We start from the raw sequence: 21,275 nt of genomic DNA on the forward strand, positions 1-21,275 counted from the left end.
TGACTAACTTCAGGAACCCTGATGGAACTGACCCTGTTGATCTCATTTCTGGTTATCATGGCCCTTGGCGCCTATGTACAGACCGTGACCGGCTTTGCCCTGGGCATGATCGTCATGGGCGGCGTTACCGCCTTTGACCTGGCCCCGGTACTCTTCACCTCGGTAATTATCAGTCTGATGGCGCTGGCGAACGGCCTGCAGGCCCTGAAGGGCAACTGGAAGGAGCTCAACCGCGAAGCGGTCAAGTTTGCCTTTATCGGCCTGGTTCCGGCCCTGGCGCTGGGGGTCTGGCTGCTGACCTGGATGAGCAGTGAGCTGAATCAGATGCTGAAGATCCTGCTGGGTGTCACTATTATCGCCGGCGGCCTGTTTATTATGCTCAAGCCCGAACCGCTGAAGCAGCCTTCAGGCCCGCTGGCTTTCGCCACGGCCGGGGCCGCAGGCGGCTTTCTCGCCGGGATGTTCAGTATCGCGGGCCCGCCGCTGGTATTTCAGTTCTACCGCCAGCCCTACAGCATGAAATGTATCCGCCTCTGTCTGCTGGCAATTTTTCTCTGCAGCAGCTCCTTTCGTACCTTGATGGTGGGGCTGCAGGGCGAGCTGAACCTGGATATGTTTATCTATGCCGGTATCTGTCTGCCGGTGGTGTCCGCCGCGACCTGGCTGGGTAAGAAGTATCCGCCGCCGCTGAGCGACAAGACCATGCGCCGCCTGGCTTTTACCCTGCTGATCATCATCGGTGGCACGTTGCTGGTAAAAGAGCTGCTCTAAGCCTGGCAACCTGTGTGAAGGGAAGCGAAAGGAAGAATATCAGGGAGGAGATGCATGGCCCGCACGGGCCATGCAAGCGGCTACAGCACTGCGCTGCAGCCTGATCGGTTACTGCGCTGCGTCTGCAGCCTTCTCGGCCGCTTCAACCGTCTGACTGATTAGTGCATTGATGGTCATCGGACCGACACCGCCCGGCACCGGGGTTAATGCCGCGACACGGTTTTCCAGACCATCCTTTTCAATATCACCGATACCACCCGGGTGATAGCCGGCATCCACTACCACGGCACCGTCCTTGATCCATTCGGCACGAATCAGTTCCGGACGCCCGACGGCACCTACCAGGATATCTGCCTGCGCAACATGGTCGGCCAGGTTAGCGGTACGGGAGTGGCAGATAGTCACGGTGCAGTTGGCGTTCAGCAACATGGCGGCCATCGGCTTACCCAGAATCGGGCTGCGGCCGACAACCACGGCGTGCTTACCGGACAGTTCGATACCGTAGTGCTCCAGCAGGTGCATAATACCCGCCGGTGTCGCCGAGCCGTAGGCCGGTTCTGCCATCGCCATACGACCGAAGCCCTGGGTGGTTACACCGTCAACGTCCTTTGCCAGGTCGATCGCATCGAAGCAGGCACGCTCGTCGATCTGCTCCGGTACCGGGTGCTGCAGCAGGATACCGTGCACATCCGGATTGTTGTTGAGATCGTTGATGGTCGCCAGCAGCTCCTCAGTCGTGGTGCTCTGTGGCAGTTCAACTTTGATGGAATCCATTCCGACCCGGCGGCAGGCGTTCCCTTTCATCTGCACGTAAGTCGCAGAGGCAGGATCATCCCCAACCAGGATTGTTGCCAGAATTGGCGTGCGGTTGCCATTACGCTGCACCAGTCCGCTGACGGACTCTTTCAGTTGTGCTTCGCGTTGCTGGGCCAGCGATTTTCCATCAAGGATTAGAGCAGTCATCAATTTCCCCCGTTTAAACCGACTGCTGAAGGCGGGCATTTCAGATTTACCCGTCCCTCATGCCAATGGTGAAAACCCACTCTGACGCCCTGCCGTTGCAGACAACAGGGCAGATTCTGAGAGGGCCTTCGGATTGAGCGCGGTATTTTCTCACGAATGGTCGCAGAAAACATGCCCTCTCCTGTGGAAGCTGTGAACCGCTTTACCGGCCTCTGGCTTTATCAGCCTTCAGCGAGCCTAAGCACCCTGTTCACAGCCTCTCGATAATCAGCAACGGATCTTCTCCATTGCCGGATCGTATACCGAACGCAGGGTCGGCTTGACCTTGTAGCGTTCGCATTCCACTTCAATCTCAAATTCAGTGCTTTCCAGCCACTCCTTAGTGACGCCGCCATCAAACTCGACATATCCCATGGCGATGGTGCTGCCCACGGTATGGCCGAACATCCCGGCAGTAGTGCGACCGACAATCTTGCCATCGGCCCAGATCGGCTCTTCGTGGTAACAGAGCGGTTCCGGATTCTCGAATACGAAAGCAACAAAGCGTTTCTTCAGCGGCCCGGCCGCCTTCTGCGCCAGCAGCGCGTCGCGACCGATAAAGCCGCCCTCTTTATCCCAGGCCACGGCAAAGCCCAGGCCACCTTCCAGTGGCGTATCCTCGTCGGTGATATCGTGCCCCCAGTGACGGTAGCACTTCTCCATCCGCAGCGAGTTCATGGTGTGGTAGCCATAAGGGCGGATATCGAACTCCTCACCCGCTTCGAAGATCGCTTCATACACCGACGGCGCATATTCGGTCGGGATATACAGCTCCCAGCCCAGCTCGCCGACGTAGGTGATACGCGAAGCCCGTACCATGGCGTAGTGGATATCGATCTCCCTGGAGGTTGCGAACGGGAAACCCTCGTGGGAGAGGTCAGCCCGGCTCAGCTTGCTCAGGGTGTCGCGGGACTTCGGCCCCATCACCGTCACTACCGCATAGGCAGATGTGACATCGGTGATCACCACCATCTCATCTTCCGGCTTGTTGCGACGCAGCCAGTCCATATCGCGGGTCTGGCAGGCCACCCCGGATACCACCAGGTAGCGGTCTTTGGCCTGGCGGGTCACGGTGACGTCGGCTTCGATGCCGCCACGCTCGTTGAGCCACTGGGTATAGACCATCTTGCCCACGGCCACCGCTACATCATTGGCGCAGATCCGGTTGAGGAAGCGCTCGGCGTCCGGCCCCTCTACCTGATACTTACAGAAGGAGGACTGGTCGATCACGCCAACCGCGTTACGTACCGCTTCGTGCTCCTGGCGGTTATTGTCGAACCAGTTCTGACGGCCGAAGCTGTATTCATACTCCCGCGCCTGGCCTTCGTTGGCGAACCAGTTGGCACGTTCCCAGCCGTTCTCGGTACCGAATACCGCGCCCTGCGCCTTCAGCTGCTCATGCAGTACCGAACGGCGCACGCCGCGCGAGGTCTTAAACTGCTTGAACGGATAGTGGGTTTCATAGAGTAATCCGAGGGACTCAGTTGTACGCTCCTGCAGGTAGTTCTGCGTGCCCTGGAACGGCATGTTTCTGCGGATATCCACATCCCACAGATCACGCGGCGCATGGCCCTTATGGATCCACTCGGCCAGCATCTTACCGGCACCACCGGCGGACTGGATGCCCACCGAGTTGAAGCCGGCGGCAACAAAGTAGTTGCGCAGCTCCGGTGCTTCACCCAGGTGATAGCGATCGTCCGGGGTAAAAGATTCAGGCCCGTTGAAGAACACCTGCAGGCCGGTCTCCAGCAGCTTAGGTACCCGGTGCATCGCCGCTTCCAGGTAAGGCTCCAGGTGATCGAAATCTTCCGGCAGCTGATCGAAGTAGAAGTCTTCCGGAATGCCGTTCATGCCCCAGGGCTTGGCGCCCGGCTCGAACATTCCCACCAGCAGCTTGCCGGCATCTTCCTTGTAGTAGCAGTAGCCATCCATATCGCGCAGGGTCGGCAGGCCGGCTTTCAGGTCCGGCATATTCTCGGTCACGACGTAGAAGTGCTCGGCGGCATGCAGCGGTACGTTAACCCCGGCTTTCTTACCGAACTCACGCGCCCACATACCGGCACAGTTGACCACGTACTCGGCATCGATATCGCCCTGCTCGGTGATAACACCGGCCGCCTTGCCGTCACGGATCTTCAGGTCCAGCACTTTGGTGTTTTCAAAAATCTGTGCGCCATTCAGGCGCGCGCCCTTGGCCAGGGCCTGGGTGACATCGACCGGGCTGGCCATGCCATCCATCGGCAGGTGAATGGCGCCCATTACATCGTCGACATTCAGCAGCGGCCACATCTCCTTGGCCTGGTCCGGCGAAATAACGTCACAGGGGAAGCCCGCTACCTTGGCCATCGATGCACCGCGCTTGATCTCTGCCAGACGCTCTTTGTTGGTGGCGATGGTCAGGGAGCCATTACGCACAAAGCCCGTAGCCTGTCCGGTTTCCGCTTCCAGCTGCTCATAGAGGCTGGCGCTGTAGTTGGCCAGCATCGACATGTTGTAGGTGGCACGCAGGGTCGGCACCAGGCCCGCCGCATGCCAGGTAGTTCCGCAGGTCAGGCTGCGACGCTCCAGCAGTACCACATCTTTAATACCGAGTTTCGCCAGGTGATAGGCGACACTGCAACCGATAACACCGCCGCCAACAATGACAACCTGAGCTGAGGCTGGAAGTTTCTTGGACATTATTATTCTCCTGAGCCCGGCAGACATTGCCGGGCCTTTTAAATCTGATTGTAGTTATTCGTTCGGGACCCAATCGAACTATTGCTGGTAGGTTGGTGATGAATCGCGCAGCGATGAATCCCAACAACGGAGCAGCCATCCCCCCCGGATGTCGGGTTTCGCAAGCTCAACACCAACCTACGCAAGCATCAAAAGCCCGCTGGGTCACAAATCCTCTGTCGCTCAGAAGACGACAGTTTTATTGCCGTGTACCAGCACCCGGTCTTCCAGGTGGGCGCGCAAGCCTCGCGCCAGCACGGTTTTTTCCACATCTTTGCCCAGCCGCACCAGGTCATCGACCCGGTCGCTGTGGCTGACCCGGGCCACGTCCTGATCGATAATCGGGCCTTCATCCAGCTGTTCGGTAACGTAGTGACAGGTCGCCCCGATCAGCTTCACACCCCGGCGGGATGCCTGATGGTAGGGTTTGGCACCGATAAAGGATGGCAGGAAGCTGTGATGGATATTGATCACCTTATGACGGTACTTCTCGCACAGCGCCTGCGGCAGGATCTGCATGTAGCGCGCCAGTACCACGCAATCGGCGTTGTACTCATCCACCAGCGACTCAACCGCGGCAAAGCCCGGCGCCTTGTTGTCCTTTTCGATCACTACGTGATGGAACGGAATGCCGTACCACTCCACCAGCCCGCGCATATCCTCATGGTTGGAGATTACGCAAGGGATATCACAGTCGATATCGCCGCTCTTCCAACGATCCAGCAGATCGGACAGGCAGTGCGAGCCCTTACTGGCCATAACGATCACCCGTTTGGGTTCTTCGCTATCCACGATCTGCCAGTTCATCTCCATCTCTTCCGCCAGTGGCCGGAACTTTTCGCGCAACGCCTCAATGCCGAATGGCAATGAAGCCGCCTGAATCACCATGCGAGAAAAGAACCAGTTACTCTCTTCATCTGAGTGGTGTGCCGCTTCAGCGATCCAGCCGCCATTGCTGGTGATCACTTCACCTACGCGGGTAACAATGCCAACACGGTCGGGACAATCGAGAATCAGGCGATAGTTGCGGTTCATTTAGTCTTCCTCCCGGCGGCACTGTCTCTGTGGCATGCCGCCGCTATTGTTATTTTTGTCTTCGTAGCGCCCGGGGTTCAGCGCGCAGCGACGACACCCCGGGCAACGTTTAGCGTTCAGTCATACGCTGTCAGAGCAGCTGCTCCAGCTCCGGCAGGGCTTCGAACAGATCCGCCTTAAGGCCGTAGTCGGCTACACCGAAGATCGGTGCTTCATCATCTTTATTGATGGCGACGATCACCTTGGAATCCTTCATACCGGCCAGGTGCTGGATCGCACCGGAGATACCCACGGCGATATAGAGATCCGGTGCCACGATCTTGCCGGTCTGTCCAACCTGCATATCGTTAGGCACGAAGCCGGAATCCACCGCCGCGCGGGAGGCACCAACCGCTGCGCCAATCTTGTCGGCGACCTTTTCCAGCAGCGGGAAGTTATCGCCACTCTGCATGCCGCGACCACCGGAGATGATGATGCGGGCGGAGGTCAGTTCCGGACGGTCAGACTGACTCACCTCTTCACTGATAAAGCGCGACAGTCCGGCATCGGATGCCTCTTCCTGGGTTGCCACCGCCGCCTGACCGCCACTCAGTTCAGCGGCTTCGAATGCGGTGGTACGCACGGTGATCACCTTAACGCTGTCGCTGCTCTGTACCGTTGCCAGGGCATTGCCGGCGTAGATAGGACGCACATAGGTATCGCCATCAACGACTTCGGTGATATCGGAGACCTGTGCCACATCCAGCAGTGCGGCAACCCGTGGCAGCAGGTTCTTACCCTGAGTGGTAGACGCCGCCAGCAGGTGAGTAACCGCCTGCGCCTGAACCAGTGATACTAAAGCCGGTGCCAGATTTTCCGGCAGCTGCTGCGCCAGCGCAGCGCTGTCGGCCAACAGGACCTTAGCGATACCCGGTACAGCTGCAGCCGCTTCGGCGGCAGCGCCGCAGTTATGGCCGGCTACCAGCAGGCTTACTTCGCCACCGGTCTGGGCGGCGATCTCTTTCGCAGCACTCAGGGCATGGGCGGTCGCCGCTTTCAGTGTTTGGTTATCGTGTTCGGCAATTACCAGAATCGTCATCACAGCACTCCCGCTTCAGTTTTCAGTTTCTCGACCAGCTCAGACACGGTGCTGACCATGGTGCCCGCCGCACGCTCTGGCGGATTAGATACCTTCAGGGTGGTCAGGCGTGGTGTTACATCGACACCCAGATCATCAGGCGTCAGTTGCGCCAGCGGCTTACGCTTGGCTTTCATAATGTTCGGCAGGGAGGCATAGCGCGGCTCGTTCAGGCGCAGGTCGGTAGTCACCAGTGCCGGCAGCTTCAGGCCAACCTGTTGCAGGCCGCCATCCACTTCGCGGGTCACCAGTAACTCTTCACCTTCGAGTTTAACTTCCGATGCAAAGGTCCCCTGAGGCATGCCGCTCAGCGCGGCCAGCATCTGGCCGGTCTGGTTGTTATCGCCGTCGATTGACTGCTTGCCCATAATCACCAGCCCCGGCTGTTCGCGCTCAACCACGGCATTCAGAAGCTTGGCGATCGCCAGCGGCTGCAGGGTTTCATCGGTAGCGATCTGAATTGCACGGTCGGCGCCCAGCGCCAGCGCGGTGCGCAGCTGCTCCTGACACTCATTGCTACCGGCACTCACCACTACGACTTCAGATGCCACACCGGACTCCTTCAGGCGAATCGCTTCTTCAATCGCGATCTCGCAGAAAGGGTTGATAGCCATCTTGACGTTGTTCAGCTCGACATCGGAATTGTCCGGCTTAACACGCACCTTGACGTTGGCATCCACAACCCGCTTAACAGCGACCAGTATCTTCATATTGACCTCAAAGACGTTTACTTCAAAGTGACAAATTTCACAAAGACCAATATTTTCGTGAAATTATTTATTTATTTTTCACATACATAAATAAATCTTTAGATAAGCCGTGTCAATAAAATTTTTACAGGCAAGTAAACGAAACCGATGAAATACCGCTTTCCACGCATCGCGCAAAAGATCGCGACCAGCATTGAAAGCCAGCGAGGCATCCCGTTAAGACAACAGAGGATGTGCTGCCGGAGGCAACAAACTCAGGAGATATGAAGTGAAGAAAGGAAAGAATAGAACAAAAAGGACTGTGCTACCGGCTGCTCCGGCTTCCATTACCGCAGCCAGGGCGCCAGAGTAATGGCCCGCTGGGTCATGCCATATGTAAGAGTCGGTTCAGTCAGAGTCTCTTGCACCCCGCCGCTGAGTCACTGCGAACCGCGACACGGCGGGTTCGTCAGTCGACACGGTTAAGCGGTGCGGCCGTTACCACCATCCGACTAGTGCCGGGAGCCGGGTTCACACTCTGTATTGGAGTAGAATCTCAGCAACTGATCAATCGGCATCGGCCTGGCGATATAAAACCCCTGCAGGTGGTCACACCCCAGCTGGATCGCCATCTCATACTCTTCCCGGCGCTCTATACCTTCGGCCACCACTTCCATATCCAGGCGGTGCGCCATCTCGACGATACCTGCGGTCAGCGCCTGATTACGCGGATGTACATCAATATGATCGATCAGCATCCGATCAAGTTTGAGGATATCCAGAGGCAGGTCCAGCAGATGGGTAATGGAAGAAAAGCCACATCCGAAATCATCCAGCGCCACCTTCATGCCGATGGCGCGAAAGCGCTCCAGCTGCTTGCGACAGCTTTTGGTGCTCTGCACGATTTCACGCTCTGTCAGCTCCAGACAGATACACTCCGGCGGCAGTCCGCACTCCTCCAGCCAGCTGAGAAAGAGTTCGTAAAAGCCACGTCCGCTCAACTGCGAAGCGGTTACATTGATGGCGATCTTCTGTATCGATGAACTGTCACCGCTCAGCAGATGAAACAGGTCCCGACTCTTGTTAACCACCACACGGGTGATGCCATTGATCGCCGGGGTCATCTCGGCCAGGGAGATAAAGTGATCCGGTGGAACCCAGCCAAGACGTGGTGACTGCCAGCGGACCAGCGCCTCGACCTGCATAGTCTCCGGCTGCTGCACCGCAATGACCGGTTGGAACCAGGCGCTGAACTCGGTATTCGCCAGCCCGGCGCTGAGCTCCAGCTCAATGGCCTGATTACGGGCAAACTGAGCCGCCATCTTCTGGGTATAGAAACAAACCGGGTAATCAGGCATCCGCTTGGCTTCATACATCGCACAATCCGCGTGCTTAATCAGCAGATCGATGGTCTCGGCATGGGGATAAAAAGCGACACCAACCGAAGGCGTCATCAGAATCTGGTGGCTGTCGATCTCAAAGGAGCTGTCGAACACCGAGAGTATGCGCTTAATCAGGGGATAGATCTGCTGCCGGTTTTCCAGCAGGTCGGAAATAATCACGAACTCGTCACCACCCAGACGGGCCAGAAAGTCGGAGTCCCGGACAACACCTTCCAGTCGGCGCGCCAGCTGTTTCAACAGTTCGTCGCCGGTCAGATGGCCATAGGTATCATTGATCTTCTTAAAACCATTGAGATCAAAGTACAGCAACGCCACCTGGTCGCCAGAGCGCTTGGCCCGATGTAACACCCGGGTGGCGGCATCATGAAAGTAGGTGCGGTTTGGCAGCCGGGTCAGCGGGTCATGCTTCACCATCGCTTCCAGCTGCACATTACGATAGGCCGAGTCTTCCAGCGCCTGTTTCAGCTTCAGCTCAATCTGCTTACGCTCTTTGGCATAGTGCAGGCTGCGAGCCAGCAGCTCCGGCGATACATTATTTTTGGTCAGGTAGTCCTGGGCTCCTTTCTGCAGCGCATCTGCGGCTACATCCAGATCTTCCTGGCCGGTCAGCACAACGATGGGCAGGTTGGGATAGAGCTTGTTCACCTCGCGGATATTTTCGACCCCCGAGCGGTCCGGCAGCCCCATATCGAGTATCAGCGACTGAAAGGTGCCTTTCGCCAGTGCTTCCACCACTTTTTCAAAGCGGTCTACGCAGACCACCGAATAGCTGTCACCAAACACTTCGAATAACATCTCGGTGACCAGTTCGGCATCGGCGGGATTATCCTCCGCCATCAGAAATATATTACTGGATTTGGAGTTCACCATCGGAGTATTCATGCATGACTTTCCTTTGCTTTCTCCATCGCCTTCAGTTGAATGGATGGAGGGTCAATCCTGTCGGTTTACGGTGGGCATTATGAAAGTGACCGCCAGTCCACCCTGCGGAGAGTGAGCGAATAACAGCGCTCCATCGTTCAGCCGGACAATGCGTTCACAAAAAGTCAGTCCCATTCCGATACCTTCGTAGTCATGGCCCGACTGCAGACGCTTAAAAGGTGTCACGAGCAGTTCCAAAGCTGTATCAGATACTCCGATCCCGTTGTCTTCTACAGAAACCTGAATAGTTTCCTGATGCTGCAGGCACTGTAGTACAACCTGCGGCTGATGACCTGCTTCTGGCGGATGATACTGCAGTGCATTTTTCAGAACATTCTCCAGTAACAGCTGCCAGTGACCATAGCAGCCGGTCACTTCAGGCAGTTCGACATGGCCGATCTTTACTACCGATATATCATAGTGACGGCCAAGTTTTTGCAGCACCGAGTCGATCAGCCTGGCCAGTGAAAATGATGAGTCCGGCTGCCGCTGGCTTTGCAGCCGAGAGAACACCAGCAGCGCATCGATCATCTGCTGGGCGCGCTCGCCGTTCTCCTGAATCAGTGCTAACCAGTACTGTTCTTTCTCATCCAGCCGTCCATCCAGCCGTCGCCCGATCAGCTGGGAAAACTGAACCACGGCGCGCAGCGGCGCGCCCATATCGTGCGATAATCCATAGACCAGTTTCTGGAGATCATCCCCCTGCCCTTCCGGCGGCGCAGTCACGCCTGAATCAGTCGTTGCCATGGTGTCTCACCCCTTACCCGGCAGCTTGACGATATCGATCCAGAAACATTCAATCATCTGGACAATATCCAGAAAACGATCGAGCTGCACAGGCTTGGAGATAAAGCAGTTGGCATGCAGGTCATAGCTTTGCTGGATATCACTGGCAGCTTCTGAACTGGATAGAATAATCACCGGAATCTGACGCAGGTTAAGATCGCTTTTGACGGCCTGCAGTACTTCGCGGCCGTCTACTTTTGGCAGGTTAAGATCCAGCAGAATAATGTCCGGGGTAGAGACATCGGTATAAGGGGGCTGCTTGCGCAGATAATCAAGCGCCTGCTCACCGTCGGAAACCACCTCCAGGTGATTGCGAATCTTGCCCGAGCTGAGCGCCTCCCGGGTAAGCTCGACATCACCTGGATTATCTTCAATTAACAAAATATTAATGGACTTCATCGCTCCCCCCTTTATCCGGGCTGCCCGGGCAGCTTTACAACAGACAGCCAGAAATCTTCCAGTGATCGGATCGCCTCAATAAACTTCTCGAAATCCACGGGCTTGGTGATGTAGCTGTTGGCATTTTCGGTATAGCTCCGGCTGATATCGATCTCCGCCTCCGATGAGGTCAGAATAATCACCGGTACACTCCGGGTCCGGGGCTGGCTTTTAATCTTATGCAGCACCTCTATGCCGTCGACTTTAGGCAGATTAATATCCAGCAACACAATATCCGGTAACGTTTCTGCCTGATCAAAAAAATCCAGTGCATCCTGACCATCCCCGATCACGACGATATTGTTCGCAACCCGTGCTTCATCGAATCCGGCCTTAACCAGTTCGATATCCCCCGGGTTGTCCTCCACCAGCAGTATTTCTATCGGGCGTACTTCCATAAATAACATCCATTATCAGTTCTGTTTGTCGCCAGTATCAGTGGTCACCGCTGATTGACTTCGGCCACTTAATGCGGAATCGGCTTCCTTTATCCGGTTCAGAGAAAACGTCTATCTCAGCACCGTGGTGCCCGGCAACTTTTTTGCAGATTGCCAGGCCAATGCCTGTGCCCGGAAACTCCTCCTTAGTATTCAACCGTTGAAAGATGGTAAACAGCTTGTCCCGATACTTTTCATCAATACCGATGCCATTGTCCTGCACATCGATCAGCCAGAGATCGCCTTGCTCCTCTGCTGAGATAACAACCCGGGGCTGTTCACTGCGATTAAATTTGAGCCCGTTACCCACCAGGTTGAGGAACAGCTGGAACACCTGAGAAGGTATCCCTGACAATACCGGTAACGGCTGCTGCCAGCTAAACTCCGCCTGCTTTTCGGTCATCACCTCCTGCAGGGTGTTCTTCACCTGAACACAGATATCTTCCAAAGCGACCTCCTCGGTCGCCTGCACATTCTGGTCAAGGCGGCAGAAAGTAAGAATGTCTGAAATCATACTGCGGGCCCGCTGTGCCCCGTCGGTAATGTAGTGCAGATAGCTACGGCTTTTATCGTCCAGGTTGTCAGACAGACGACGCTCCAGCAGCTGACTGAAACTCAGCACCATCCGTACCGGTTCCTGCAGGTCATGCGAGCAGACAAAGGCAAAGCGTTCCAGCTGCTCATTGGAGTGCCGCAGCCTTTCCATGGCACAGTCCATCTGGATATTCTGCACTTTAAGCTCCTGCAGCATCCGTTTACGCTCGGTCATATCAGTGATGGAGGCGATGATGTACGTTTCCTGCCCGATCTCAATTGATGACAGGCCGACTTCAATAGGTACCAGGCAGTCATCGGCGGTCAGCCCCATCAGGTCAGCGCCATCTCCGGCCATCTTCCGCGCCCCCCGGTCGCCCTGAAAGCCCTCACGCAATGCAGCATGTTTATTGCGCACCATATCCGGCACCAGCTGATCGACATTCATTGCCAGCAATTGCTCGCTACGATAACCAAAGATAGTGCAGGCTTGCTCATTTGCTTCGGCAATGTTGCCCTGCCGATCAATCAGTAACACCCCGACCGGCATCAGGTAGGTGATAGCCCGATAACGCTGTTCAGCCTGTTGCAAAGCCTGGTTGGATTGCTCCAGCTGCCGTTCTTTGCGGATATTCAGCCGATTCACTTCACGTGCCTGATAATAGAAAAACAGCGTCCCCTGAAACAGAAATATCAGCAAGCCCCCTGCCCCCAGCACCATCAACGGCAGGGAAGACACCAGCTCTTCGACAAACTGCTTACGCGGAATAAACTCGGCTTGCCAGGCGACATTGGCCAGCGGCAGCACAACCATCTGACTGATGGCAATACTCTCCGCTTCAGGCGTTGAATAGTTTTTCCAGATAACCTCATCACCGTCAGAGACAGTGATATAGAATCGCTCATCATAGTCACGAAAGCCGATCAACCTGGACATCAACTGATCAACCTTCACAATCCCAAGAACAAAACCCTTAAGTTCCAATTCCTGCATCACCGGCGAGTAAACCAGAAAGCCGCGCCCACCCTGCACCAGCTCGACGGTACGGGTAACGCTGATGCCGTTTTCCTGAAGGGCCTGCCTGAACCCAGCCGCCCTTCGCGGATCGGAGGCCAGATTCAGATTCATTGCGGATTCATTGCCTTCCAGCGGTACAACCCAGCGGATATGGAAGCTGCTATCCACCCATTCGATCGCCTGAAACACCGACATATCCTCAATATAGGATTCGGCATCCCGTTCCCACTGCTTCTGATTGATTTGCCCCTGGTAGGACAGGCGCTGGCTCATGCGTTCCAGTGCCGCTACCTCTGAGGCAAGAAACTGATCCGTGACAGAGCGGGCAGCATCCGCTTCGTTTCTGATGACCTCTTTGATCCTCTGGTTTTCCCATGAGGAAAGCGCCTGCCAAAGCACCAGCAACGAAACCGTCAGCACCACGCCACTGACAATGTTATAGAGATAGGTCTGCGAGCGTTCTTCATGCAATCGGCGTGAGGCATTCCAGAGCAACACCCCTGTGCCGACAAAGACAAAGCCGACAGAGGTATGTACGGCCATCCGGGTAAAGTGCATCCAGCCATAGATCGCTTCAAAGCCGACCAGATAGCCGGTGAGCGACAACCCTCCGAGGCAAACGGTTATGATTCCCAGAATCATAGGAAACATGACACGTTGCAGCAGAAAAGCAGATACCAGCGCCATTCCGGTCAGTAGAAAACACAAGGCGGTATTCGGTGCCATCCGGCCGGGATGCGAGGTGAGTGTCGTGATGTAGTGTTCCATCAGCAACTGGTCGATACCAAGATCAACATCGGCCAGATACTCAGCCAGAGTCAGCCCACCCAATGCAGCGAGCATGCCACCCAGCCCGACCATCAGATAGCGTCTGTTGTAGATTGCGGCCAGCAGCCCCGTCCCCGACATCAAAAAGCCCAAGGCGGTATTAAACTGCATCGGCACAAACTCGGGATCGATCTGAATCAGCAACTGATTTTTGCTATACCAGCCGGTCATCACTACCAGCCCCATCAGCGCGGACAATGCTGCTATCACAGTACCGATCGCTTTCAGGCTATAACACCGGAAGGATTGAACTTTATTTTCAGAATGATGAGGGCCATGAGCCAGATCCATTAGCACTAATCCTTTAGCTAAGCCTGCCCCGGAGGGAGGCCTTAAGAATCGGTTACAGATGAGTCAAGAAGCAGAATGGCTGCCTAAACACTCCCTGTTGCCGGACGATCCCACTGGAAGGATTCCTGAAGAGGATTTCACTACCTTCCCGATAACCTGATTTAACAGGACGGATGATATCAACAGATCCGACAACTTCTAGATAGACCCCTGGGTAGATTTCCACACGGCCGGACTGACTGATAAACACCGAGGTTACCTAATACTAGAACAGCAGAGGAAAAACGCTAGAGCAGCGGCTCTATAATTAAGCCTTTAGGTAGCAGCTCAGCCCGCATTACCCGGCCTGATGGATCACGCTTATGAAAGCGGCTACCAGTCGATACGGATGGGGGTTCCGACATCAACCAGAGTCATAAACTCATCCATCTCTTCATTGGTGAGGGCAATACAGCCGTTGGTCCAGTTCAGCTTCTGTGCCCGCTCAGCATTCCAGTCCGCACGGTTCGGCTGGCCGTGGATCATAATTGAGCCGCCGGGCGACACACCCCGCTGCCGCGCGCGCTGCCGGTCCTGCTCGTTGGGATAGCTGATATGCATGGCGCGGTAAAAGGAGGAGTTCTGCTTGATAAAGTCGAGGTAGTAAGCCCCTTCCGGGGTTCGTTTATCGCCGCGCTGCTGCTTATGGCCACGGGGATTCTTACCCAGTGCCACCACATACTCGCGAACCAGGTTACCGTTCTCGATCAGGTACATCCGCCGCTCAGACTTATCGACCCGAATCAGATCAACAGCTATCGCCTGAAAGCTAAACGCAGACAGAAACAGTGCTAATGACAGTGAACACAGACGGGACAGATATGGAGTGCAGACATGTATCCCTGACAGGACGGGCGATTCCATTCGGACAACTCATTCAGATAACTAACGGAAGTGATGTTTATTGAACGATTGATAAGATACTCTGCCACTGCAGGATCTTCCAGAGATTTCAGGATAGATTTACGGGCGCATTACCCTGCGGTGAATCCGGGCAAGCGGTAATCAAACATCCTGCCAGCGATATCCTGCCTTGTGACCGATACCGCCAGCAGCAGTCACTTACTTATGAAAACCGGCAAAGGTCTCCATATAGCTCATCGGTAACGCCTTCATCGCCTCTTTGAGACTATCACCGACATTGCCGTAGCACTCGATACTCACCGGCGTCACCAACGCCATCAGCTCCGGCAGGGATGGCCCGACATTCGCCAGATGAGCCAGACCGGCATCGCTGTCGGCATAGCGCTCATAGATATGCAGCACCTTGCCGTCTTCACTGACCGACCACTCATAAGCCACCACACCCGGCTCTTCCTGCGTCATATGGCAAAACTTCGCAGCCAGCTCTTTCAGCGCCGCAAGATTACCCTCGCCGATATTGGCTTTCAGTATCCAGTAGATATTGTTCGTCATCTGATCATCCCTAACTGTTGATTGAAGGCAGCCAGAAGGCCACCCAGTCACGTTACCCCAGACCTGGGCAGAGCGCTAATGACTCAACCCTAGCAGTTTCAGGCAAGGCGCCAATTAGGTCTTTAGGATGAAAAAACACAGCTTTTGGGAGAGCCTCTTATGGCTATATCAGGTGAAGACTTGTCAATGCCATCGGCCAGTATATCCAACGTGTCGATTATTAGATCGATATATCAATAGGTCAGTCATAAGCCATAGCGGTCAGTCGCCACCAACCGAGCCCTCAAGCTCTACCATCTCTAAGAACAGGCACCATAGTCATAACTCTTTAGAAATTTTTACTGGGCCGCAAAGGAACACCTGCCAACTATAGATTCAGTATCACTTACAGAAGATTTTTTGTAGACAAGAGATCAGGCTTGGCTTACATCTGAACAAAATACAAGCTAACAACTGTTTAATTTATCGATTAGTACTTCTTCCCGTTGATTGTGTGAGCTATCAAAGGGGATTACATCTCGGCGAACAATGTTTACACTACCCGCCTGAAACAGGGACGGTTCAGATCGACTAAAAATCATGAAGTTAGTATGCTTATGACTCTCATCGTGAACTAGATAATTGTCCCTGTGTATATTAGAGCTAATTTACAAGGGGACTTCAGATGTTTAAGCACAAAGTCAAGCTAGCGCTCACTTTTCTAACACTAGTAGCAATGACAGGCTGTTCGGGCCTTCCAAAACAGCAAGCATATAACCAGCAAGCAAATACGCATGTAAAAAAGGTTGCTATCGTCAAGCCTATAACGCCTGAGGAAGTGAACATCTACTATCATAATCATCCTGGCTATCAGGCTGGTTTAATCGGCGGTATAGCTGCAGGCATTGAATTCACTAGTAAAACTAACGGATATAACGAAGCAATCGCTAATCAAAGCTTCAACCCTTCAGAATATCTAGTTGAGAGCCTACAGAAAGCGCTTGAAGATCGGAATTATGATGTATCGCTTATAGAAACCTCCGCAACAGAATCTCGAAAGTTCATGCAGGAATATCCTAAGAAAGGTATCGATGCCGTTTTGGATAATTATTTCTACAGCTATGGATATACGGCTGGTAGCCCTATCGCTGCATACAAACCAACCATAAAGTTACAGACCAGGCTGGTTGATTCAAATTCTGAAGCCGTATTGTACGCCAACCAATTAGCGACAGGCGAAAACTTTGGACTTCGAGATAACACAAGATATATCGGTCATTCTGAGAATTTTTCTTTTCCCAGCTACGATGCACTTAAAGAATCACCGGAAAGCAGTATTGATGGATTAAAAGATGCAATCAACCGCATCGTTTCGAGTATTGTTCAAGAATTAGCGCCTATAGAAAAAGAGCCTAAATCGATCGCTCTCAACAATTAATGCAGAATTAAAGTAATTAGTATGATTGTTAGAACATTGCTAGCAGCCTTGAGCGTAGTTACTCTGGCAGGCTGTACAGTGAAACGAATAGACTACGCTTCTCAGCTGGAGAGCGCAGCACCATGCTGTACAACATATGAGAAGATGCCCGGCGAAAAGATAGAGTTTAATGGCGAGGGCATACGCTTTCATCTTGGTGACGAGCACGGAGTGGTAGTGGAGGAGGAAAAGGAAAAAATATATGCCTTAAAGCTAATTCTTCCGAATTTTGTTTCTCCATACTCAATTAGAGTCCAATCTCCTGTTCACCTAAAGTCAGCCTTTGTTCCCAAACTAGTTCTGCTGGATAAAGACCATAGAGTATCACGCACCTTTGATCACAAGGACTTCATATTTAATCACTCCAAGTATGAAGCGACGCTATTTGTAAATGATACTAATAATAACGAACACTACTTGGTTATAAGTGAAGACTTAAATGCTAGATCAATAGCACAGAAAACAACTAGTGTTGAAGTCAACACCGTATACACAAGCGGAGTAAGCCTTTCCTACGGTAGTGGCGATATAACGTCGACGATCACCAGTTCGAAAGGGGGGATCGTTCTTATCGGTTTAAATGAGTACAAGCTGCGAACCTTGAGCGACATCAGGGAGGATGAAAAGTAAAGATAACGATAATAGGACAGCCTAGCTCGGAGAGTCCTCCGAGCTAGGTAACTGAAAAGATCTTCCCGACGGCTCAATTTTCATTAAAACTCCCATAGGACAAGCATATACTTTTGAGTTTCTTAAGGAGTCCTCCGATGTGCCATTTCTCCATATCTAGCTATCACCTCTGAATTTTAAAAAGCATTCTTAATTAGAGGCCTGCAGATAAGTCTATTTATATCAAGAAACCAGGTCCTAGACAGAACCTGGCATCAGGGAACAACTGGCCGTTGTTTAACAAAAGACTCACATATTCGGATAGTTAGGCCCACCCGCGCCTTCCGGGGTTACCCAAGTAATGTTCTGGGCCGGGTCTTTGATATCGCAGGTTTTGCAGTGGACGCAGTTCTGGGCGTTGATCTGGAAGCGTTGTTCGCCGCTGTTTTCATCCTCGACCACTTCATAGACCCCGGCCGGGCAGTAGCGCTGGGCCGGTTCGTTGAATTTCGGCAGGTTCTGGCTCAGCGGGATCGACGGATCTTTCAGCTTGAGGTGGCAGGGCTGGTCTTCCTCATGGTTGGTGTTGGAGAGAAACACCGAGGAGAGCTTGTCGAAGCTGAGTACACCATCCGGTTTAGGGTAGTCGATCGGGCTGCATTCGCTGGCCGGTTTCATCTTGGCGTAGTCGGGGGTGCTGTCGTGCAGGGTGAAGGGCAGCTTGCCGCCGAAGATGTTCTGGTCGAGGTAGTTAAAAGCCCCGCCCATCAGGGTGCCGAATTTATGCATCGCCGGGCCGAAGTTACGTGAGCGGTGCAGCTCTTCGCTGGCCCAGCTGTCAGCAAACTGGTCGTCGAAGGCGTTCAGCTCCTGACCGCCCTCCTGCCCGTTTTGCAGCGCCTCGACCACGGTTTCTGCCGCGATCATGCCGGACTTCATGGCAGTATGGGTACCCTTGATCTTGGCGAAGTTGAGGGTTCCGGCATCGCAGCCGATCAGCAGGCCGCCGGGGAAGCTCATCTTCGGCAGGCAGTTATAGCCGCCCTTAGCGATGGCACGGGCACCGTAGGCCACACGTTTGCCGCCTTCGAGATACTGCTTGATCTCCGGGTGGTGTTTCATGCGCTGGAACTCGTCGAACGGGCTCAGGTGCGGGTTACTGTAGGAGAGGTCGATGATCAGGCCCAGGGTGACCTGGTTGTCATCGGTATGGTAGAGGAAGAAGCCACCGTGGGTATCGCTCTGCAGCGGCCAGCCGGAGCCATGTACCACCAGCCCGGGCTTGTGCTTCGCCGGGTCGATATCCCACAGCTCCTTGATACCGATACCGTAGTGCTGCGGATCTTTGCCTTCATCGAGGCCGAACTGAGCGATCAGCTCCTTGCCCAGATGGCCGCGGCAGCCTTCGGCGAACAGGGTGTACTTGGCACGCAGCTCCATGCCTGGCATATAGCTGTCTTTCTCACTGCCATCCTCTGCTACGCCCATATCGCCGGTGATCACACCGAGGACTTCGCCATTGTCACCGTAAAGCACTTCGGCAGCGGAGAAGCCCGGGAAGATCTCGGCACCCAGTTCTTCGGCCTGTTCCCCCAGCCAACGGCAGACATTGCCGAGGCTGACGATGTAGTTGCCATCGTTATGCATGGTCTTAGGCACCAGCGCATTCGGGATGCGGGTGGCGTTCTCGGCATCCTTCAGCAGGTAGATCTCATCCTCGGTCACTGGGGTATTGAGCGGCGCACCGCGCTCCTTCCAGTCAGGAAACAGCTCTTTCAGGGCGGTATCCTCGATTACCGCACCAGACAGTATATGCGCCCCGACCTCGGAGCCCTTCTCGACCACGCAGACCGCCAGCTCCTGTTCCTTCTCAGCTGCCAGTTGCAGCAAACGACAAGCTGCCGACAGTCCAGCCGGACCGGCACCGACGATAACGACATCAAACTCCATCGATTCGCGTTCCATCTTCCTCACCTCTCACCAAATTCAAAACTTTTATTTTTGTCCTGCGCTCCGACTTATCCTTCGCCGGATACGTGCTGAATTCGTTCACTGTACCTGTTAACAGCAACAATAGCGTTAATCCTGCTCTGTGCCGGGACAGTAGCTCCATAACTGCAGACTAATCTAATCAATATTGACTGAAAAATAAAAATATTTTTTCACATACATAAAACCAGTTTCCTCACAGCTCCGCCACATACAGGTCGGGAAACCTTTGTTGCCGATCGGCTGTCGCTGCCCCTGATGCGGGATAAGCCAGATCTCCCCGGCTTTGTGCCACTGACCAAAAACGACAGAGCCCGATCAATTCCTATTAATAGGCAGATAGCCCTGAGCTTTCAACCCCGGGGCTTGATCGTTATCAACTGCGGTCAATCCAGGCACTGACAGGTCACAAAAACCATACTGAAAGCGACCTCTCAGACGGGGTTTATCCGCTCTGTTCTCGCCTCTGCCATCACGCTGTAAGGCCCGAATGACGGGCATCGGAAAAATCTGCACATATTTTCGCCAAAGGGTCTTGTCATCCTCAGACTCATGCGGCAGCATAATGAAAAACAAATAAAAAATTTCATATAAGTATAAAAACAGCTAAAAGGTAATGAAATGTCTGCATTGTTCCCTGCGGTCGATCCCAAAGGCCTGACCGAATACTCCGTGGTTTACACCGACCGTTCACTCAACCATATGTCGAAGGCGTTCCAGTCGGTGATGACCGATATCTCCGCCACCCTGAAACAGGTTTATAGCGCCCATGCCGTCGCCGTGGTACCGGGCAGCGGCACCTTTGGTATGGAAGCGGTGGCCCGTCAGTTTGCCAGCGATAAGCACTGCCTGGTGATCCGCAATGGCTGGTTCAGCTACCGCTGGAGCCAGATCTTCGAGATGGGCAATATTCCGGCCAGCTGCCAGGTACTCAAGGCCCGCCAGGTCGAAGCCGACAGCCAGGCGCCGTTCGCCCCGGCACCGATTGAAGAGGTCGTGGCCGCCATCCGGAACGATAAACCGGATCTGGTGTTCGCTCCCCATGTCGAGACAGCCTCCGGCATGATGCTGCCGGATGACTACCTCAAGGCGATCGCCGATGCGGTGCATGAGATCGGCGGCCTGTTCGTGCTGGACTGTATCGCTTCCGGTACCGTCTGGGTCGATATGCAGGCCTGTGGCGTCGACCTGCTGATCAGCGCACCACAGAAAGGCTGGAGCGGCTCTCCCTGCTGCGCACTGGTGATGATGAGTCCGCTGGCCCGCGACCGCATCGACAATACCCAGAGTTCCAGCTTTGCCTGCGACCTGAAAAAGTGGCTGCAGATTATGGAAGCCTATGAAAACGGTGGCCACGCCTACCATGCCACTATGCCGACCGACGCCCTGGCGCAGTTCCGCGATGTGATGAAGGAAACCGAAGAGTACGGTTTCGCCAGGATCCGAGAGGAACAGCTGGCCCTGGGCGCCGAGATCCGTCAGCTGCTGAAACAGCGCGGTATTAAGAGTGTCGCGGCTGAGGGCTTTGAAGCCCCCGGCGTGGTGGTCAGCTATACCGGCGATGCCGGTCTCCACAACGGCAGCAAATTCCTCGCCGAAGGGATGCAGATCGCCGCAGGCGTGCCACTGCAGTGTGACGAACCGGAGGATTTCCGCACCTTCCGTATCGGCCTGTTTGGCCTCGATAAGCTCTACGATGTCGACCAGGCGGTGGATCGCTTTGCCGAAACACTGGATCGAATCCTGAACTAAGCCGGGCTGCCCCAGAGGAATTACGT

The 21,275-nt window shown here is 54.3% G+C and carries 17 protein-coding genes; 4 read left to right on the plus strand and 13 right to left on the minus strand.

Annotation, left to right across the window (positions count from 1 at the left end; genetic code table 11):
• Nucleotides 1–21: 21 nt before the first annotated feature.
• Complete coding sequence (locus Q354_RS0122475; RefSeq protein ID WP_027859581.1) at nt 22–771, plus strand: sulfite exporter TauE/SafE family protein; 750 nt, start codon at nt 22–24, stop codon at nt 769–771.
• 108 nt (nt 772–879) lie between these two features.
• On the opposite strand, the gene folD is transcribed toward Q354_RS0122475, so the two are convergent.
• From folD to Q354_RS26940, 12 genes are all read right to left on the minus strand, one after another.
• Complete coding sequence (gene folD / locus Q354_RS0122480; RefSeq protein WP_027859582.1) at nt 880–1,734, minus strand: bifunctional methylenetetrahydrofolate dehydrogenase/methenyltetrahydrofolate cyclohydrolase FolD; 855 nt, start codon at nt 1,732–1,734, stop codon at nt 880–882.
• 267 nt (nt 1,735–2,001) lie between these two features.
• Nucleotides 2,002–4,452 (minus strand): GcvT family protein, encoded by a 2,451-nt coding sequence (locus Q354_RS0122485; protein WP_027859583.1) that lies wholly within the window; start codon nt 4,450–4,452, stop codon nt 2,002–2,004.
• A gap of 222 nt (nt 4,453–4,674) precedes the next feature.
• Nucleotides 4,675–5,526, minus strand: a complete 852-nt coding sequence (purU, locus tag Q354_RS0122490; RefSeq protein ID WP_027859584.1) for a formyltetrahydrofolate deformylase — start codon at nt 5,524–5,526, stop codon at nt 4,675–4,677.
• A 130-nt stretch (nt 5,527–5,656) separates the two neighbouring features.
• Nucleotides 5,657–6,604 carry an electron transfer flavoprotein subunit alpha/FixB family protein gene (locus Q354_RS0122495; RefSeq protein WP_027859585.1) on the minus strand — a complete coding sequence of 316 codons (948 nt, stop codon included), beginning with the start codon at nt 6,602–6,604 and terminating at the stop codon, nt 5,657–5,659.
• A complete protein-coding gene (locus tag Q354_RS0122500; protein WP_027859586.1) occupies nt 6,604–7,353 on the minus strand; it encodes an electron transfer flavoprotein subunit beta/FixA family protein in 750 nt (249 codons plus the stop codon). Before Q354_RS0122500 ends, Q354_RS0122495 begins: the two co-directional genes overlap by 1 nt.
• Nucleotides 7,354–7,844: 491 nt before the next feature.
• The gene (locus Q354_RS0122505) at nt 7,845–9,617 is read right to left on the minus strand and encodes a GGDEF domain-containing response regulator (RefSeq protein WP_027859587.1); all 1,773 of its coding nucleotides are present in this window, start codon (nt 9,615–9,617) and stop codon (nt 7,845–7,847) included.
• 51 nt (nt 9,618–9,668) lie between these two features.
• Complete coding sequence (locus tag Q354_RS0122510) at nt 9,669–10,403, minus strand: sensor histidine kinase (protein ID WP_027859588.1); 735 nt, start codon at nt 10,401–10,403, stop codon at nt 9,669–9,671.
• A 6-nt stretch (nt 10,404–10,409) separates the two neighbouring features.
• The gene (locus tag Q354_RS0122515) at nt 10,410–10,841 is read right to left on the minus strand and encodes a response regulator (RefSeq protein ID WP_036231202.1); all 432 of its coding nucleotides are present in this window, start codon (nt 10,839–10,841) and stop codon (nt 10,410–10,412) included.
• An 11-nt stretch (nt 10,842–10,852) separates the two neighbouring features.
• On the minus strand, nt 10,853–11,278 hold the full coding sequence (locus Q354_RS0122520; RefSeq protein WP_211252314.1) for a response regulator: 426 nt from the start codon (nt 11,276–11,278) through the stop codon (nt 10,853–10,855).
• A 37-nt stretch (nt 11,279–11,315) separates the two neighbouring features.
• Nucleotides 11,316–13,988, minus strand: coding sequence for an ATP-binding protein (locus tag Q354_RS27715; RefSeq protein WP_051560555.1), 2,673 nt, complete (start codon nt 13,986–13,988; stop codon nt 11,316–11,318).
• 372 nt (nt 13,989–14,360) lie between these two features.
• Nucleotides 14,361–14,891, minus strand: coding sequence for a L,D-transpeptidase family protein (locus Q354_RS0122530; protein ID WP_084332725.1), 531 nt, complete (start codon nt 14,889–14,891; stop codon nt 14,361–14,363).
• A gap of 198 nt (nt 14,892–15,089) precedes the next feature.
• Entirely contained in the window at nt 15,090–15,443 is a 354-nt protein-coding gene (locus Q354_RS26940) for a putative quinol monooxygenase (protein WP_051560556.1), read from the minus strand.
• A 664-nt stretch (nt 15,444–16,107) separates the two neighbouring features.
• Here Q354_RS26940 and Q354_RS0122540 point away from each other — a divergent pair.
• Both Q354_RS0122540 and Q354_RS0122545 read left to right on the plus strand, forming a co-directional pair.
• Nucleotides 16,108–16,860, plus strand: coding sequence for a hypothetical protein (locus Q354_RS0122540; RefSeq protein ID WP_027859592.1), 753 nt, complete (start codon nt 16,108–16,110; stop codon nt 16,858–16,860).
• 21 nt (nt 16,861–16,881) lie between these two features.
• Nucleotides 16,882–17,529 carry a MalM family protein gene (locus tag Q354_RS0122545; RefSeq protein WP_084332726.1) on the plus strand — a complete coding sequence of 216 codons (648 nt, stop codon included), beginning with the start codon at nt 16,882–16,884 and terminating at the stop codon, nt 17,527–17,529.
• Between the two features lie 288 nt (nt 17,530–17,817).
• Here the strand turns inward: Q354_RS0122545 and Q354_RS0122550 are convergent, their stop codons facing one another.
• Nucleotides 17,818–19,473, minus strand: coding sequence for an electron transfer flavoprotein-ubiquinone oxidoreductase (locus Q354_RS0122550; RefSeq protein ID WP_027859594.1), 1,656 nt, complete (start codon nt 19,471–19,473; stop codon nt 17,818–17,820).
• A gap of 645 nt (nt 19,474–20,118) precedes the next feature.
• Here Q354_RS0122550 and Q354_RS0122560 point away from each other — a divergent pair.
• Complete coding sequence (locus Q354_RS0122560) at nt 20,119–21,249, plus strand: aminotransferase class V-fold PLP-dependent enzyme (protein WP_027859596.1); 1,131 nt, start codon at nt 20,119–20,121, stop codon at nt 21,247–21,249.
• The last annotated feature ends 26 nt before the right edge of the window (nt 21,250–21,275 follow it).

The organism is Marinobacterium jannaschii DSM 6295 (assembly GCF_000620085.1).
Classification (GTDB): Bacteria; Pseudomonadota; Gammaproteobacteria; order Pseudomonadales; family Balneatricaceae; genus Pontibacterium; species Pontibacterium jannaschii.

What these genes read in the sequence shown, in the direction of transcription:
- Q354_RS0122475 (WP_027859581.1), top strand. Translation starts at nt 22, where the DNA reads ATGGAACTGACCCTGTTGATCTCATTTCTGGTTATCATGGCCCTTGGC.
- folD (WP_027859582.1), bottom strand. Translation starts at nt 1,734, where the DNA reads ATGACTGCTCTAATCCTTGATGGAAAATCGCTGGCCCAGCAACGCGAA.
- Q354_RS0122485 (WP_027859583.1), bottom strand. Translation starts at nt 4,452, where the DNA reads ATGTCCAAGAAACTTCCAGCCTCAGCTCAGGTTGTCATTGTTGGCGGC.
- purU (WP_027859584.1), bottom strand. Translation starts at nt 5,526, where the DNA reads ATGAACCGCAACTATCGCCTGATTCTCGATTGTCCCGACCGTGTTGGC.
- Q354_RS0122495 (WP_027859585.1), bottom strand. Translation starts at nt 6,604, where the DNA reads ATGACGATTCTGGTAATTGCCGAACACGATAACCAAACACTGAAAGCG.
- Q354_RS0122500 (WP_027859586.1), bottom strand. Translation starts at nt 7,353, where the DNA reads ATGAAGATACTGGTCGCTGTTAAGCGGGTTGTGGATGCCAACGTCAAG.
- Q354_RS0122505 (WP_027859587.1), bottom strand. Translation starts at nt 9,617, where the DNA reads ATGAATACTCCGATGGTGAACTCCAAATCCAGTAATATATTTCTGATG.
- Q354_RS0122510 (WP_027859588.1), bottom strand. Translation starts at nt 10,403, where the DNA reads ATGGCAACGACTGATTCAGGCGTGACTGCGCCGCCGGAAGGGCAGGGG.
- Q354_RS0122515 (WP_036231202.1), bottom strand. Translation starts at nt 10,841, where the DNA reads ATGAAGTCCATTAATATTTTGTTAATTGAAGATAATCCAGGTGATGTC.
- Q354_RS0122520 (WP_211252314.1), bottom strand. Translation starts at nt 11,278, where the DNA reads ATGGAAGTACGCCCGATAGAAATACTGCTGGTGGAGGACAACCCGGGG.
- Q354_RS27715 (WP_051560555.1), bottom strand. Translation starts at nt 13,988, where the DNA reads ATGGATCTGGCTCATGGCCCTCATCATTCTGAAAATAAAGTTCAATCC.
- Q354_RS0122530 (WP_084332725.1), bottom strand. Translation starts at nt 14,891, where the DNA reads ATGGAATCGCCCGTCCTGTCAGGGATACATGTCTGCACTCCATATCTG.
- Q354_RS26940 (WP_051560556.1), bottom strand. Translation starts at nt 15,443, where the DNA reads ATGACGAACAATATCTACTGGATACTGAAAGCCAATATCGGCGAGGGT.
- Q354_RS0122540 (WP_027859592.1), top strand. Translation starts at nt 16,108, where the DNA reads ATGTTTAAGCACAAAGTCAAGCTAGCGCTCACTTTTCTAACACTAGTA.
- Q354_RS0122545 (WP_084332726.1), top strand. Translation starts at nt 16,882, where the DNA reads ATGATTGTTAGAACATTGCTAGCAGCCTTGAGCGTAGTTACTCTGGCA.
- Q354_RS0122550 (WP_027859594.1), bottom strand. Translation starts at nt 19,473, where the DNA reads ATGGAACGCGAATCGATGGAGTTTGATGTCGTTATCGTCGGTGCCGGT.
- Q354_RS0122560 (WP_027859596.1), top strand. Translation starts at nt 20,119, where the DNA reads ATGTCTGCATTGTTCCCTGCGGTCGATCCCAAAGGCCTGACCGAATAC.